Origin of the sequence: Absiella sp. AM29-15, from assembly GCF_003434225.1 — a bacterium.
In the GTDB taxonomy this organism is placed as follows: Bacteria; Bacillota_I; Bacilli_A; order Erysipelotrichales; family Erysipelotrichaceae; genus Hoskinsella; species Hoskinsella hominis.
Window position 1 is genome coordinate 50,595 of the sequence record NZ_QVFL01000014.1, and the last position, 15,521, is coordinate 66,115.

At 34.5% G+C, this 15,521-nt stretch carries 14 protein-coding genes and 1 pseudogene; 7 read left to right on the forward strand and 8 right to left on the reverse strand.

Annotation, left to right across the window (positions count from 1 at the left end):
• Positions 1-138: 138 nt before the first annotated feature.
• A complete protein-coding gene (treR, locus tag DW761_RS14150) occupies positions 139-864 on the forward strand; it encodes a trehalose operon repressor (protein WP_117518516.1) in 726 nt (241 codons plus the stop codon).
• A 299-nt stretch (positions 865-1,163) separates the two neighbouring features.
• Here the strand turns inward: treR and DW761_RS14155 are convergent, their stop codons facing one another.
• Entirely contained in the window at positions 1,164-1,820 is a 657-nt protein-coding gene (locus DW761_RS14155) for an HAD family hydrolase (protein WP_199485637.1), read from the reverse strand.
• Positions 1,821-2,045: 225 nt separating this feature from the next.
• On the opposite strand from DW761_RS14155, the gene DW761_RS14160 reads away from it, so the two are divergent.
• Positions 2,046-2,456: a hypothetical protein gene (locus tag DW761_RS14160; RefSeq protein WP_117455996.1), complete on the forward strand. Its 411-nt coding sequence runs from the start codon at positions 2,046-2,048 to the stop codon at positions 2,454-2,456.
• Positions 2,457-2,470: 14 nt separating this feature from the next.
• Positions 2,471-3,136 carry a hypothetical protein gene (locus tag DW761_RS14165; protein ID WP_117518518.1) on the forward strand — a complete coding sequence of 222 codons (666 nt, stop codon included), beginning with the start codon at positions 2,471-2,473 and terminating at the stop codon, positions 3,134-3,136.
• 236 nt (positions 3,137-3,372) lie between these two features.
• Here the strand turns inward: DW761_RS14165 and fucO are convergent, their stop codons facing one another.
• The gene (gene fucO, locus DW761_RS14170) at positions 3,373-4,524 is read right to left on the reverse strand and encodes a lactaldehyde reductase (protein WP_117455999.1); all 1,152 of its coding nucleotides are present in this window, start codon (positions 4,522-4,524) and stop codon (positions 3,373-3,375) included.
• Between the two features lie 229 nt (positions 4,525-4,753).
• Positions 4,754-5,305, reverse strand: a complete 552-nt coding sequence (locus tag DW761_RS14175; protein ID WP_117456013.1) for a TetR/AcrR family transcriptional regulator — start codon at positions 5,303-5,305, stop codon at positions 4,754-4,756.
• A 153-nt stretch (positions 5,306-5,458) separates the two neighbouring features.
• On the opposite strand from DW761_RS14175, the gene DW761_RS14180 reads away from it, so the two are divergent.
• Positions 5,459-6,082, forward strand: a complete 624-nt coding sequence (locus tag DW761_RS14180) for a flavin reductase (protein WP_117518519.1) — start codon at positions 5,459-5,461, stop codon at positions 6,080-6,082.
• A 58-nt stretch (positions 6,083-6,140) separates the two neighbouring features.
• Here DW761_RS14180 and DW761_RS21480 read toward each other — a convergent pair whose 3' ends face one another.
• The 5 genes and pseudogenes from DW761_RS21480 to DW761_RS14205 all read right to left on the reverse strand — a co-directional run bounded on the left by DW761_RS21480 (position 6,141) and on the right by DW761_RS14205 (position 10,674).
• Positions 6,141-7,358: an HAD-IA family hydrolase gene (locus DW761_RS21480; protein ID WP_117518520.1), complete on the reverse strand. Its 1,218-nt coding sequence runs from the start codon at positions 7,356-7,358 to the stop codon at positions 6,141-6,143.
• Positions 7,355-8,341: an ROK family protein gene (locus DW761_RS14190; protein WP_158553817.1), complete on the reverse strand. Its 987-nt coding sequence runs from the start codon at positions 8,339-8,341 to the stop codon at positions 7,355-7,357. Before DW761_RS14190 ends, DW761_RS21480 begins: the two co-directional genes overlap by 4 nt.
• Before the next feature lie 74 nt (positions 8,342-8,415).
• A pseudogene (locus DW761_RS14195) lies at positions 8,416-9,167 on the reverse strand (DUF6994 family protein).
• 12 nt (positions 9,168-9,179) lie between these two features.
• Entirely contained in the window at positions 9,180-9,785 is a 606-nt protein-coding gene (locus DW761_RS14200) for a hypothetical protein (RefSeq protein ID WP_117518523.1), read from the reverse strand.
• Between the two features lie 16 nt (positions 9,786-9,801).
• Positions 9,802-10,674 carry a hypothetical protein gene (locus DW761_RS14205; RefSeq protein ID WP_117518524.1) on the reverse strand — a complete coding sequence of 291 codons (873 nt, stop codon included), beginning with the start codon at positions 10,672-10,674 and terminating at the stop codon, positions 9,802-9,804.
• A 172-nt stretch (positions 10,675-10,846) separates the two neighbouring features.
• Here DW761_RS14205 and DW761_RS14210 point away from each other — a divergent pair, with 172 nt between their 5' ends.
• From DW761_RS14210 to DW761_RS14220, 3 genes are read left to right on the forward strand one after another with little or no spacing between them, the layout of a single operon-like run.
• On the forward strand, positions 10,847-14,074 hold the full coding sequence (locus tag DW761_RS14210) for an SNF2 helicase associated domain-containing protein (protein WP_117518525.1): 3,228 nt from the start codon (positions 10,847-10,849) through the stop codon (positions 14,072-14,074).
• Positions 14,075-14,086: 12 nt separating this feature from the next.
• Complete coding sequence (gene pyrR / locus DW761_RS14215; RefSeq protein WP_117455545.1) at positions 14,087-14,602, forward strand: bifunctional pyr operon transcriptional regulator/uracil phosphoribosyltransferase PyrR; 516 nt, start codon at positions 14,087-14,089, stop codon at positions 14,600-14,602.
• A gap of 12 nt (positions 14,603-14,614) precedes the next feature.
• Entirely contained in the window at positions 14,615-15,514 is a 900-nt protein-coding gene (locus DW761_RS14220) for a hypothetical protein (protein WP_117455543.1), read from the forward strand.
• The last annotated feature ends 7 nt before the right edge of the window (positions 15,515-15,521 follow it).

Here is a 15,521-nt window from a genome sequence, read left to right on the forward strand (position 1 = left end):
TTACTTTTTCCATAATCTTATCGTAGGATATCCTTTTATCGCTTTATAATCATTCATACAAATGTTTAAACATCTCATTCATTTTCTTGTTATTCATTTTTTTCTGTAGTAAAATAGATATACAAGGAGGGATTTTGCGTGCCAAAAGAAAAATTCACATCTATTTACGAAGCATTGAAAGATAATATCATACAAAAAAAATATCAGGAAACAAATATGCTTCCCTCTGAACTATCACTTGTAGAAGAATTTCACTGTAGTAGAAATACCATTCGTCGTGCCATTGCACAATTAAATAGTGAAGGTTATGTTCAAAGTATTAAAGGGAAAGGTGTAGTTGTTTTAGAAATGAATAATGCTGCACCATTCAATTTAAGTATTTCTAATTTTAGCGGGTTAAATATCATCACAAAAAATAAAGATGTGTCTGCAGCCACCAGTGTGTTAAGTTTTGAACGATTGATGATAGATGAAACACTCAGCCAAAAAACTGGTTTTAAAACCGGCAGTGAAGTATATCATCTTCATCGATTACGCTATATCAATAATGAACCTTTGATTCTTGATATTAATTATTTTTTATGTGATGTAGTAAAAGATTTAACTGTTGAAATTGCCCAAAAATCGATTTATCACTACATACAACATGATTTAGGTTTAAAAATACCTTCATCACGAAGAATGATTCGTGTAGAAAAAGCAACGCAGGAAGATATGGATGTTTTAGCTTTAAAAGACTATAACTGTGTTGGTGTAATCATCAGTAATACATTTATCGAAGATGGCAGGATGTTTGAATATACAGAATCCAGACATACACCAGACAATTTCACATTTGTGGAATTTGCTCAAAATCAAAAATAAAGAGAAAAGCACATTTTCCTATATAAGAAGATGTGCTTTTATTTTTAAAAAGTATATACTCATAACTGCTTTTTCTATCTATCATATGATTTTATATAATATGTTTGGCTAGATGTTTTTGAATTTCTTCATTCTACAAAAGGATATCTAATAGCCATTATGATCAATCAAATGAAAAGTTCCTCTTTTGTTCATCTACAAACGCTAATTGATTCTCTTTAAAACTGTTCAGCATATTGAAATGTCAAGCTCTGATTGGTGTTTCTCACTTTATCAAACGTATCGCCATCACTTTCTTTTTACTTATGTTTCAAAATCCATTGCGCAACTTCATCTAAATCCTTTAATTTTGCGCTGATGATATCATCAATATCAGATGAATCACTTACAAGATCAGGCACAAATATGCTCATCATTCCTGCATCATAGGCAGAACGAATACCATGTTTACTATCTTCTAACGCAACTGCATGCCTTGGTTCCACCTGTAAGAGTTCACAAGAGCGAAGATATATTTCAGGAGATGGCTTTGCTTCCTTAACCATATCGCCAAATACAAAGGCATCAAAATACGTATCAATTTGCTTATCTTTTAATTCTCCGAAAGCATATTCTTTAGAAGAAGATGTTGCCACTCCCATTTTGATATCATGCTTTTTCAATACATCTAACAGATGATATAATCCTTTTTTGGCAGGAACATGCTGTTTTGCGATAGCTGTATTCCATGCTTCTTTTGTTTTTGCACGAAATTCATCAAAAGGAAAATCCTGTCCATATACTGCTTGAAAATATGCTTTTCTTTTTTGCACGTTAAAGCCTAAGGTGTGATAAATATGTTCACCCAACTGGCCATATCCCATCGCTTCTCCCGCTATATTCCACGTCTTTTGTACAAGACGCTCACTATCAATCATCAATCCATCTAAATCAAAAACTACTGCTTTGATATTCATGAACATTCCTTCTTTCAACGGGTTTGATTATAACATGACTTTCTTCAATATGAAAGATACATACAGACGGAAATTTGTTTTATCTATAAGTGTTGACAAAAATACAAAACCGCTGTATCATCAACATGAACAGTGTTCACATATATAAATATCCCACGAAAATTGATGTGGGTTATTATTTTAAATCAAAATGAACATTGTTCACAATAAAAAAAGGAGGACACTATGAAAGTAAAAAATAAAACATTATTACTACTTGCCAGCATGGTATGGATGATTGCCGGTATTAATATCGCCCGTATAGGATTTCTTTCTTATCAAGGGTATATATCCATTATCAATATCATTTTATCTTTGATTATATTCATTGTTTTCTGGTCAATGATTTTTCAAAAGCTGGTACAAAAACATACCATACGTATCAAACAATATACCACTGAGAAACAGTACTTTTGGAATTTTTTTGATATAAAATCCTTTTGTATCATGGCATTTATGATGACATTTGGTATTCTGATTAGAAACTTCCATTTGATGCCACAATTATTTATCGCAGTATTTTATACAGGACTAGGTCTAGCGTTGGTATTCGCTGGTGCAAGCTTTGGTCATAAATATCTGAATTTTCAAAGATAAAGGAGGAATTGCATATGCAGGCAATTATTGAAACATTATTTGACAGTATCTATCTGACTGGTGTCATGATCCTGGGACTTCTCATGATCAAAAAAAACAATGGAAATAAACAATATCTGTTATTTGGTATTATGGCTATCGTCTTAGGTCTTGGTGATTCTTTCCACTTAGTGCCAAGAGCTCTTGCTTTATGTACAACAGGGCTACAGGATTATACGTTTGCACTTGGAATAGGAAAATTTATCACATCTATAACAATGACGATATTTTACATCATCTTATACTATGCTTGGCGCTTACGCTATCAAATTCAGGGTAAAAACAATATTACAATTGCAGTTAATGCATTAGCAATCATTCGTATTGCTTTGTGTCTATTCCCACAAAATGCATGGACAAGTGCTGCTTCTTCATTATCCTGGGGCATTTATCGCAATATACCATTTACAATTATGGGATTCATCATTATATACTTGTTTTATAATAGTGCAAAAGAAAACCACGATAAGGACTTTCAATATATGTGGCTAACGATTGTCATCAGCTTTGGTTTTTATCTTCCCGTCGTTTTATTCGCAGATATCGTACCGATGATTGGCATGTTGATGATTCCAAAGACTTGTGCTTATATATGGACAGTATATATTGGTTATCATGCTATGAAAAAAGAACACCACTAGCAAAAAGTATCTGATTTGGATACTTTTTCTATTCATAAAAAACATTTGTGTATGCATTTCATCAGATTTATTTTTTCAAATATCCCTACATTCCTGTCTTATATAAATTCTGGATTGTTTCTTTTAAAATATCACTGAATTCCTTCAGATCATCCAATGCAATCACTTAAAAATGAATCTTGACCTTCCTCCATAAAAAAGAGATACATATGTTTCCATACGTATCTCTAATAACTTTAAAACGCGTTTTTATACACTTCTAATACCAGTTCAAATGTACAAGGTCTAGGGTTGCCTCCAGTACATACATCAGCCATTGCCGCATGTGCCAAGTCTTCCAAGTCATCTTCTTTTACACCGATTTCATGTAATGTCTGAGGAATGTTTACATCTAAAGATAATTGACGTACTGCATCAATAGCAGCCTGACGATATTCTTCCTGACTCATTTCATCAACGCCTTCTACACCCATTGCACGTGCAATTTCACGGAATTTTTCACCAGTATAATCTTTATTGAATTCCATAACATATGGTAATAATACCGCATTGGCAACACCATGAGGTGTACCATAAAATGCACTTAATGGATGTGCCATACCATGAACAACGCCTAATCCAACATTAGAGAATGCCATACCTGTGACATATTGTCCAAGTGCCATATCTTCACGACCTTTTGGATCATTTTCTACTGCTTTACGCAAAGAACGTGCAATCAATTCAATAGATTTTAAGTTTAATGTGTCAGCTAATTCCCATGCGCCTAAGGTTGTATAACCTTCAATGGCATGTGTTAATGCATCAAGACCAGTAGATGCTGTCAAACCTTTTGGCATACTGCTCATCATATCAGGATCAACGATAGCCACAACTGGAATATCATGTGTATCCACACATACAAATTTTCTACGTTTTGCTTCATCTGTGATTACATAATTGATTGTAGTTTCTGCGGCAGTACCAGCAGTAGTAGCAACTGCGATCATTGGTACCGCTTTGTTTTTTGTAGGCGCAACACCTTCTAAGGATACGACATCACTAAATTCTGGATTATTGATAATAATACCAATACCTTTTCCAGTATCCTGTGGAGAACCTCCACCAATAGCGATTAAATAATCAGCGCCAGCCTGCTTAAATGCTTCTACACCACCCTGTACAACAGATACAGATGGATTTGCTTTTACTTTATCATAAATTTCGTAAGGTAATCCAGCCTCATCTAATAGATCCGTTACTTTTTTCACAACACCAAATTTTACTAAATCTGCATCAGTAACGATCAATCCTTTTTGAAAGCCTCTTGCTTTTACCTCAGTGACAATTTCCTTGATTGCCCCATATCCATGATAACTAGTTTCATTTAAAATAAAGCGATTTGCCATGTTTCAACACTCCTTTTTCTTTGTTTTTCGCTACCTTTATTTTAATAAAGCGCTTTCACATAAGCAAGTTACAGATATTCATGTTTGTCACATTTTTCACAATTTGAATCATCAAACATCTTTTTTATATATGTGTAGGATAGTTTTTCCAATGGCAAGCCTCTATTGATGCCTTTTTGTGTATTCCCTCCTCTCATCTTCAATACTCATATTATAATATTTTCTTACCTTACAATAACTCTTTTAATTGTTCCTTCAATTTATCAGGCAGCGCTTCAATCAATAAGTCCACGATTGTTTCAATCGCCTGTTTTCTGTCAGTCGCAATCCACTCCATAGTCATGCTTACAGAACCATGGCAGTACATCTCTAAGAGAAAAGATAATTCTGAAGTCAATGGTGCTTTATTTTTGGTTTCAATCAGATTCTTATAGAAATTATAAATACATTCAAAATCATAATGAATCAATGAATTATTATCCTGTGAAGCAAATGCCTGCGCAAAGAACACATATTCCTGTTCAATAAACTGAAACTTTTTCATCAAGCCTTCTTTTAGCGTATATAAAACACCCATTTGTTTAAAAGATTGTTGGGCAAGTACTTCAAAATACCAGTTCACCAAATCATATTTATCCTGAAACAAACGATAAAAGCTTTGACGACTGACATCACAGTTTTCCACGATATCTGTGACGGTTATTTTATCAAGTGGTTTGCTTTTCATTAGTTCTTTCATAGATTTTGCCAGCTTAAATCGTGTTTTATCTTGTACTTTCACGGTTTCCATCCCCTTTTTATGTATTTCTATTATACCAAATTCCTTTCTTATAATCACGAAAAAATATAAGAGCATTTGAGTATACAAAACCCCTTTTCTGGTTCATACTATAAATATAAATTAAGAATAATTCTTAAAAAGGAGGATTTCAATATGAATGAAACAGCATTGTTTAAATTAAGTTATGGTTTATATATTATCTCAGCTACCCATGAAGGTAAAGATGCAGGATGTGTAGTCAATACCCTTCATCAGGTGACGGCAACGCCTATACAGGTTAGTGTTGCGGTCAATAAAAACAATTTTACACAACAGATAATAGAAAAATCCGGTATGTTTAACGCAACTGTATTAACACAGGATGTATCCATGGATATGATTAAACGCTTTGGTTTTCAAAGCAGTAAAGATCATGACAAATTTGATGGGATATCATATGAACGTGATGCACGTGGCATTCCTTATGTAAACGAACATGTGGCAGCACTTCTTTCTTGTAATGTTGTACAGAAATTAGATATTGGTACCCATATGTTATTCATTGGAGAAGTTGTAGACGCACAGATTTTATCTGATGAAGAAGTGATGACTTATGCGTATTATCACAAAGTAAAAAATGGTACAACACCTAAGAATGCCAGCAGTTATCAGGCAAACAGTGAAAAGAAAGGCTGGCGTTGTACCATCTGTGGATATATTTATGAAGGTGAAACCTTACCTGAAGATTATATCTGTCCTGTATGTGGTGCTCCAGCCTCCGTATTTGAAAAAATATAACAAAAAAGAAGTTTATACTGATACGTGTCAATCAGTCATAAGCTTCCTTTTTTTCATCCTATTTTTGACGTTTATTTTCTTTTATAACCTTGCAAGGATTTCCATATGCGATAACATTTGATGGGATATCATGTGTCACAACACTTCCTGCGCCTATTACAACATTATCTCCAATATGTACACCCGGTAGTATCACACTGCCTCCACCAATCCACACATAATCACCAATGATCACAGGTGCAGTTTCAGTTTTACAGAATTGAAAACCATCCCCTGTATCTTCTCCAAAACGATCCATATAATGTGTTGGATGATATGCTGTATAGATATTTACATTCGGCGCAATTAGTCCATGTTTTCCTATGACGATCTTATTATCATCTAAAAATGTACAATTCATATTGATTTCCGTGTGTTCACCAATATAAATGTTACAGCCATAATCTACATAAAATGGAGAGGTAATCCATACCTGATCGCATTTTCCTAATAAACTTTTTAAAATCTTTTGTTTACCATCTGAATCTTCAGAATCTAATTGATTATATGTGCGCATGAGATTCTTGGCTTTATGCCATTGTGCCATCAGCTGAGGATCCCCACAATCATATAATTCTCCTGCGAGCATTTTTTCCATTTCTGTTTTTTCCAATAAAGTTAAAACATCCAACGGCTTCTCAAACATATATGCAGGATCTATAATTCCCTCACTTGATACACTTCCCCACATTGCATATCCAAAATCTATATGTGCATTTTTCGCAGCCAGATAATCAGATAATGCATCTCCGATATAAATAACTTCTTCAGGCTGTAGTTGTAGACGTTTTAAACATTCTAATAATGGCTGTGGATCTGGTTTATGTTGTTGTGTATCATCCGCTAAAATAGCGGTAAACATATATTGATCCAATCCTTTCTCTACCACATCGATTTGATACTGTTGTTTGGTTTTCGCAGAAACAACTGCCTGTAAAACATTATGTGCCTGAAAGCCTTTTAATACATCTTCCATGCCTTCATATAAGGTTGCGCCTTCTTCATACTCATTTACATATTGTACCCATCTGGCATATGTCTTTTCTTTATCTTTTACATCTAATTCCTCCATGACTTTCATTCCAGGATAAGCCGCAAATTTTAAAACTTCTTCATAAGTCCAGTCCTCCCCTGTTTCTTCTTTAATGATTTTCATCAAAGGATACATATTCATTGCCAGCGTATTTAACACGGTACCATCAATATCATAAATAATCGCTTTGTATGTTTTTTTCATAGTCTTTCTATTTTCTCCTTCATTATATTTTGTATACCAATATAAACCATGCCTTCAAATAATCGTTTTTGATAATCATCATCAACTTGAATATTGTTTTTCAAGGGTATATGGATATATCGTTTCAACATATCTTTTATGGTTTCTTCTTCATATGCCCATGTGACCTGCAGTGATATATAGATACGATTAGGATCCAGCATTGTGATGATCATACTAAGTAAAGTTAGCATTTCTTCATTGAATTGTGCCTGTGTTTGACATGAACGGATGCGTTGATTTAATGACTGTGCCCGTATAGGGATCAATCCGATTTCCCCCAATAAACCATTCGCACCATAAAGGGGAATATCCAATTCCATATAAGAGCTTCCTATGCCGACTTCATTGATATGTAAATAGAAAGAACGTGAGATTGGTTCATGAAAGTACTGCCCTAAATGCATTACTTTGACATCATTTTCTAAATAAACAGGTATTTGTTGTACCCGTTTCTTTAAGCTGCTTACCCATTTATGATGTTCAAATGTATCCTTATGATCTGTGATATATTGATCATCTTTCACAATTCCATCAACAGCAATCACACAACAATCTATCGCATGTGTATGAATCAAATCTAATACATAAGATTCCATTGCCTCATCATCTTTTTGACCACATGTTCCTTCCATTATCAGCTTATCATAATGAATCAGCTGATAACACATGCCTTTTGTTTGTGCGTAAATACATAAAATACGATAGTCTTTTTTCTGTATCGCAAAACGTGTAGGACAACGCCCTCCATTGGATGCATCATTTCCAATTTCTTGAATCATTGCATGTTCCTCCAACAGTCGTATCATATTTCTTACACTTGGCTGTGATAATGCAGTACGCCTAATAAGTTCAGACATTGTTGCATCCTTATGAATCAATAAATCGTTCATGATGTTGTATAAATGATGTTTCTTCACATCTTTTAATATTTGATTATTCATTAGCATCACCACTTTTATTATACTATAATAAAAGTGATATACAATAAAAAAGCGAAAGAAAAAGTGTATCAACTTCACTTATTCTTTATCGCTTTTTGGATTCTTATATTTCTACGTTTTACAAATTCCAGATTATGATTTAACCAAAACACATACTCATCTACAGTTTCAGGCAATATTTTTCCAGTAAAGCCATCATCTTTAAACCAGAAAATAATAGAATCCTCCTTTTCATTTACACAATCCTGTAAATAGAAAAAATCAACGAACCCTTTAAAATCCACAAACAGATCAAAAAAATCCTTATCTGCCTGCAAAGTATCATACAAAGGGCTTTTTCATGAAGATAATACTTTCTAATACATTCTAATGTCAAATCCCATCGATCTCTTATTTGCGCATGAAAACCTCTTGCCTGATTGATTCCACCACGTCTTTTAGGAAATATCATCATTCCACCAATCGTATATGTTTTTCTGATAAAGTCTTCCATAAAGCTGTGATAATCAGGTATCATTTTATCAATTTCTTTCATCAGTTTATAATCTTTATAACGAAAACTGGCAGTAATGGAATCACTCCCAAAACGAAACTCTTTCCATGTCAAATATCGACTGCCAGAACCAATTTTTAAATCCATATATTCTCCATTAGGTAAAGGCTTACTCCATAATATCTGATGATATTTTTGAAGTGTTTTACTACTGACATCCGGATCACTGTTGCCTACGCCTAATCCATCTCGGTTTTCCCAGAAATGATCCCAATATCTTGGTGAATCTGATGTAAAATCAAACTGCGTATCGATTACAATAGTTTCTTTCATTTTCCAGATTCCTTATACGCATATCTTTTCATAAATCTTTGCCACTTGATGCAAATAATCAATGCTTTGAACAGGATTTTTTTCCACTTCTAAGGAATGGTTGGTATTTGGAAAAAGAAAGGATGTAATCGGTTGTTCTTGAATCAATTGTAAATCATCGCTTGATAACATGGGATCATGATCTCCACTGATGGTCACATCTTCACTATTTTCCATATAAGGTATCGTTTCTTTTAAAGGTGTTAAGAAGATATTTTGAATATCCATAGCATATTCCTTAGACAACTGTCCTGCCACAACTGTACCAAGACTTTTACTGATGAATATAATTTTCTCATAATTGGTTATATTCATCATATTTAAGGCTTCCTTTGCGATTTCATATGCAGGTGCAATGGATGATAAGACTTTTGTTTTATCAAATGTCATCTTGCCATAATTGATGCACAAAATATCATATCCTTTGAGAAAACCATATGCTTTTGCATAGTGTAATAATGGCTTATCACAGGTATATCCCATGCCTGGAAACAACACCATTAACTTTTGCGTGCGGTTTTGATTACGATACACCTCCTGTTTTATATCTTTTGTCATGATACAATCTTTTGTATGCATAAAAACCACTCCTTTCTTATGAGAATATCAGCTGCAGGATTTCTTCTGCGCTTTTTTCTTTTATTTTTTCAGTATCTGTAATGACTCCTTTATCTGTGGTATCCCAGCGCATCTGAGCATAATGTGTCAAAAACTTTTTATCCAGTATTTCTAATGGGTATTTATTTGTCCATTCAGGACAATATTGACGCATATATTTTTCTGCCAGTTTTACAGCTTCACTTTCTTGATTCCCTTGTTTATCCACTGTACCATTTAACTGTACCCCCTGGGGATAACTATGAAATAATAGAATACTACCATCATCACAACTGGCAACGACCATATAGACATGGGCACAATCTTCACAATCACTACTCATGATATCTCCGGGCTGATAGTCTTTCACCTGACTTTTAGGTATATATGTTCCCCATCCTTTTTGTGAGAATACCTTGGCCATATCTTCCCCTTTCATCACATATCCTTCTTCTCCATCTAATGTATGGAAGGTATTGTATAAAATCCATCCAATATAACCAGAACAATCTAATCCCTCATGAATCTGATAGCTGCTTACATTTATATCATAATTTTGATCCTGCAATTGGTAAAATGTGTTCCATTCAGGACTGCATCCTATACTGACTGCTTCTTTTCCTGCACCCGTATCTGCTTCATTCCAGCCACCACCATAAACATACATCGTGGACCCCATTGGCTTTGTGGCCGTTTTCAGCATAGATAACAGTGTTGGCTCTTTCTTTGGTATTTGGCTGATACGATCGATGGGAGCTGCCATAAAAGCTTTCGTAGTTTCTTTATTGGTGATTTTCCAGATGCTTATTAGAACTAAAATGATACATAACAATATCACAAGTATTGAAATTTTGATTTTCTGTTGTTTCATTATGTAATTCCCCTTCAAATATATGCAAAATACTTTTCTGCTTTTACAAGAACTGACATTTTATGATTTCCAAAGAAAAATTATGCGTTCTTTCTTGAATCATTATACAACAAATACGAGCATTTTTTCATAAAAAATGATACAATAAGATAACGGAAAGCATGGTGATTACATGGAATTTACAACAGCACAGATAAAAGATTTCGCAATCGAAGAAGAAGTCTTTGAAAAAGGCAAACAATTGATGGAAGAAAATGCCATCGTTTCTTTGGATATTGATGATTTTTCTAATGATAAAATCATATTGATCAATGCGACAGTAAAGGATCAGAAGCATTACTATGAAGTCAATATGTCTGTCGATAAGGATGATTATCTGGTACGTGCCCATATATGCAACTGCCCTGCACACCAGAAAAATTTTGCGTCTTGCCCGCATTGTGTCGCTGTATTATTGAAGATACAAACCGATCAAGAGCTTCGTAAAGTGGAACAGGCTCCGATAAAAACAATGCAGGATCCAATAGCTATTCGTTTGATGAATGCCTATGAGGAGCAATTGGTGTATACCTCTTTGGCAATGAATTTAAAAAATGCTGTTCATTTAGAACCAGTATTTGAATTACGTCAGAAACGAATTCTAGCTGTGACATTAAAGATTGGAAATACCAAAAAATATATTATCAAAGATATCTCGCAGTTTCTATATGATGTAGAACATAATGTAAAAAAGGGATATGGCAAAGAGCTGGAATTTCTGCATAACATTCATAGCTTTGATGAAGAAAGTATTCCTTTGATTCAGTTCTTACAAGCACATGAACATGATACCTATTATTTCAATAGTAAAGAAGCATTGAAAAGTGCACCACAGGCAAGGAATTTATGTCTGACAAAAGATGCCCTGGATGAATTCTTTATGATGTATGCAGGAAAGGATGTCATGCAGCGTCGTAAAGAAAAAAATCTGATCAATGTGAAATTCGTTGATCAAAATCCCGATTTTCATGTAGATGTGAAAATAGATGAAAAAGGAATGTATCAGATTTCTTTACCTGATTTAGATTATCGTGTCTTAGAAGGCAGAACGCACACCTATATATTAAAAGATAACATTTTACATCGTTGTGATGAAGAATATAGTAAAAAGGCAACACCATTTCTAAAGGCCTTTCTGGAGAAAAAAGGCGCCTTCGTATTAAGCAAAGATTTAATGCCAGGGTTCTTTAATAATGTATTGATGAATATTCGTTCCATGATGAGCTTTCATGGTGTGGATATTTCTGAATTTGCGCCTTTGCCATTAGAATGCAAGGTATATATTGATATGCCAAAAAACAATGTCATCAGTGCCAAATTGATTTATACCTATGGTAAAGATGAATATAACGCTTTCTCCTGTGATATGTTATCCACATCACGAAACTTCAATGAAGAGATCGCCGTTCGTTTGGTATTTACAAAATATATGACAAGAATTGATGCCAATGAAGGCATTGCCTATATTGAGAATTCTCAGGATGCGATTTATGAATTCTTACAGCATGGATTTGAAGAATTAAACAGTATGTGTGATATCTATGCTACAGATAAATTCAAAAAGCTGGAAATTCGTGAAAGCGTCAATATCAGTATGGGTGTACGTATTGAAAGTGATTTATTGGAAATCAATTTTGATACCTTTGACTTCCCAATTGATGAATTACAGGATGTATTGTCCAGCTATCGTATGCATAAGAAATATTATCGTATGAAGAATGGTTCTTTTGTGAATCTAGAGGACAGTGCCTTATCCGAATTAAGTTCCATCCTTGATGGTATGCATGTAGAAGAAAAAGAAATCAGCAGTGGTGTCATCAAAGTAGATAAATATCGTTCTTTATATTTAGATTCTAGTATGAAAGAAGTCAATATGATCAAAGTTGATCGTGATACTAGCTTTAAGGATATCCTGCGTGGTATCAGAAACGTTCAGGATGCGGACTACAAAGTACCGGATTCTTTAAAATCTATTTTGCGTAATTATCAGAAAGTAGGTTTCCGCTGGCTGAAAACCATGTCTGATTATGGCTTTGGTGGCATTTTGGCAGATGATATGGGAATTGGTAAAACTATACAGATCATCACACTTTTGGAAGATGAAAAAGCCCATCATCCAGAAAGTCAGTCTTTGGTTGTCTGTCCAAGCTCTTTGATATTAAACTGGCAAAGTGAGATAGAAAAATTCTCTGAAACACTTACCAGTCTGATTATTACAGGAAGCAGTGAAGATCGTAAAACAAAGATTGCCAACAGTAGAGATTATGATGTTTTGATTACTTCTTATGATTATTTAAAACGTGATGTAGAAGCCTATGAAGATATCTTGTTTCAATATCAGATATTGGATGAAGCACAATATATCAAAAACCATAACACCAAGAATGCCACAAGTGTCAAGGCAATGCAAAGCGTACACCGCTTTGCATTAACAGGTACGCCGATTGAAAACTCACTGGCAGAATTATGGAGTATCTTCGATTATCTGATGCCAGGATATCTGTATACTTATCCATATTTTAAAAAATATTATGAATATCCTATCGTAAAAGAAAATGATCCTGTCACATTAAAAGAATTGAAACGTTTGGTAGAACCATTCATCTTACGTCGTGTGAAGAAGGATGTATTAAAAGAATTACCACCTAAGAGTGAACATACGATGCTGGTAGAAATGGATGAAGAAGCTAGTAAATTATATCTTGCGAATGTCGCAATGATGAAAGAGGATTTAAAGGAAAACATGAAGGAACATGGCTTACCTCAAAGTCGTATCATGGTATTGAGCATGTTAACAAGACTTCGTCAGCTATGTTGTGATCCTCGTTTATTATATGAAAACTATGAAGGTGTCGGTGCCAAGATTCGTGCCTGCATGGAATATATAGAAACCTGTCGTGCATCTGGCAAAAAGATTTTATTATTCTCACAGTTCACAAGTTTATTGTCCCTGTTAGAAAAAGAATTAATTGATGCGGATATTCCTTATTACCTGTTGAAAGGATCGACTCCAAAGATCAAACGTCAACAGATGGTCAATGCCTTTAACCATGATGATACCTGTATCTTCTTAATTTCATTAAAAGCCGGAGGTACTGGATTGAATTTAACAAGTGCAGAGGTTGTTATTCACTTTGATCCATGGTGGAATGTATCTGCCCAAAATCAGGCAACCGATCGTGCATATCGTATTGGACAGCATAACAATGTACAGGTCATTAAACTGATTGCGAAGGATACTATAGAAGAAAAGATTTTACATTTACAAGATTTGAAGAAAGATTTAAGTGAATCAATCATTTCCAGCAATGAGGGTATCATTACCCGCATGAGCAAGGATGAACTGCTGGATCTGTTTTAAAATGGAGGATACATGGAAACAAAAGAAATATTAGATGAAATCGGCATGCGTCGTTCTATGACACGTATTGCCCATGAAATCATTGAACATAACAAAGGCGTCAATGATGTAGTATTCGTTGGTATTAAGACTCGTGGTGAAATATTAGCCAACCGCTTATGTGATATGATTGAACATATTGAAGATTGTAAAGTCCCTTGTTATGCTTTGGATGTTTCACACTGGCGGGATGATTTGGAAGAAGCCTATCCGATTCCTGATTTAGAAATGCCTGTGAAAGGCAAAAAAGTCGTACTGGTGGATGATGTGTTGTTTAAAGGAAGAACCGTAAGAGCTGCTATGGATGCGATCATGCATTTTGGCAGAGCAAGTGAAATACAATTAGCTGTTCTGGTAGATCGAGGACATCGTGAATTGCCGATTCGCGCAGATTATATTGGTAAAAATATTCCAAGCTCTTTACAGGAAGTCATTCGTGTCAAAGTAAAAGAAATCGATCAGCAGGATGGTGTCTACATCAGTAAATAATGGGAGAAATTTATGAATGAAAAAATAACCGCATTGAAACATCGTTTACATAAAATAGAATCTTTAAAGGATTATCAGGTGGAGCTTCAACAGCGTATTGATGAAAATGATGCGAAGCTTTTGATTGCTTATGAAATATTGAAGAAAGAAAACCGTGATGTTGAAAAGCTTCAGCATGCCTCTTTATCAAATGTCATTGCATGGTTTTCCCATGATAAAGAAGAACGTCTTGCCAAGGAAGAACGTGAAGCACTACAGGCAAGCATTCAGGTAAAGCAGCTGCAGGAAGAAGCGGAAGTCTTACAAAGAAAATTAGAAGAATGTACACAAGAAATCGAACAGGAAGATGCTATTAGAGAAGCATTATATCGTTTACAGATGGAAGATACGATGCATGGAGAACACAGTGAACAAGCCAAAGAACTGTATCATCGTTTAGAAAAAGAACAATTGATGGAAAAAGAATTAATGGAAGCCATTGAAGCCGGATATGTGGTCACAGACCAGTTAAAAGCCGCAGTCAAAGAAATGGAAAATGCTTCAACATGGGGTACTATTGATATGTTTGGTGGTGGTATGATGAGTTCCATAATCAAACATTCCCATATTGACGGGGCACAGAAAAAGATTGCGGAATTATCCGAAAATCTGCATCGTTTTCAAAAAGAAGTCAATGATGTCAAACAGGTAGAATTACCTGATGTATCCATCGAAGGCTGGTTATCCGGTGCTGATATTTTCTTTGACAATATGTTTTTTGATATCATGGCACAATCAAAAATTGATAAAAATCTAAAAGCCTTACGTGATTGTCTATCAACGATTACATCTTTACAAGATCAATTGTTAAATGAACAATATGCATGTGTCAATCGTCAGAATGAATTAAAACAAGCCTTAGCTAAGCTATAAACAAGGA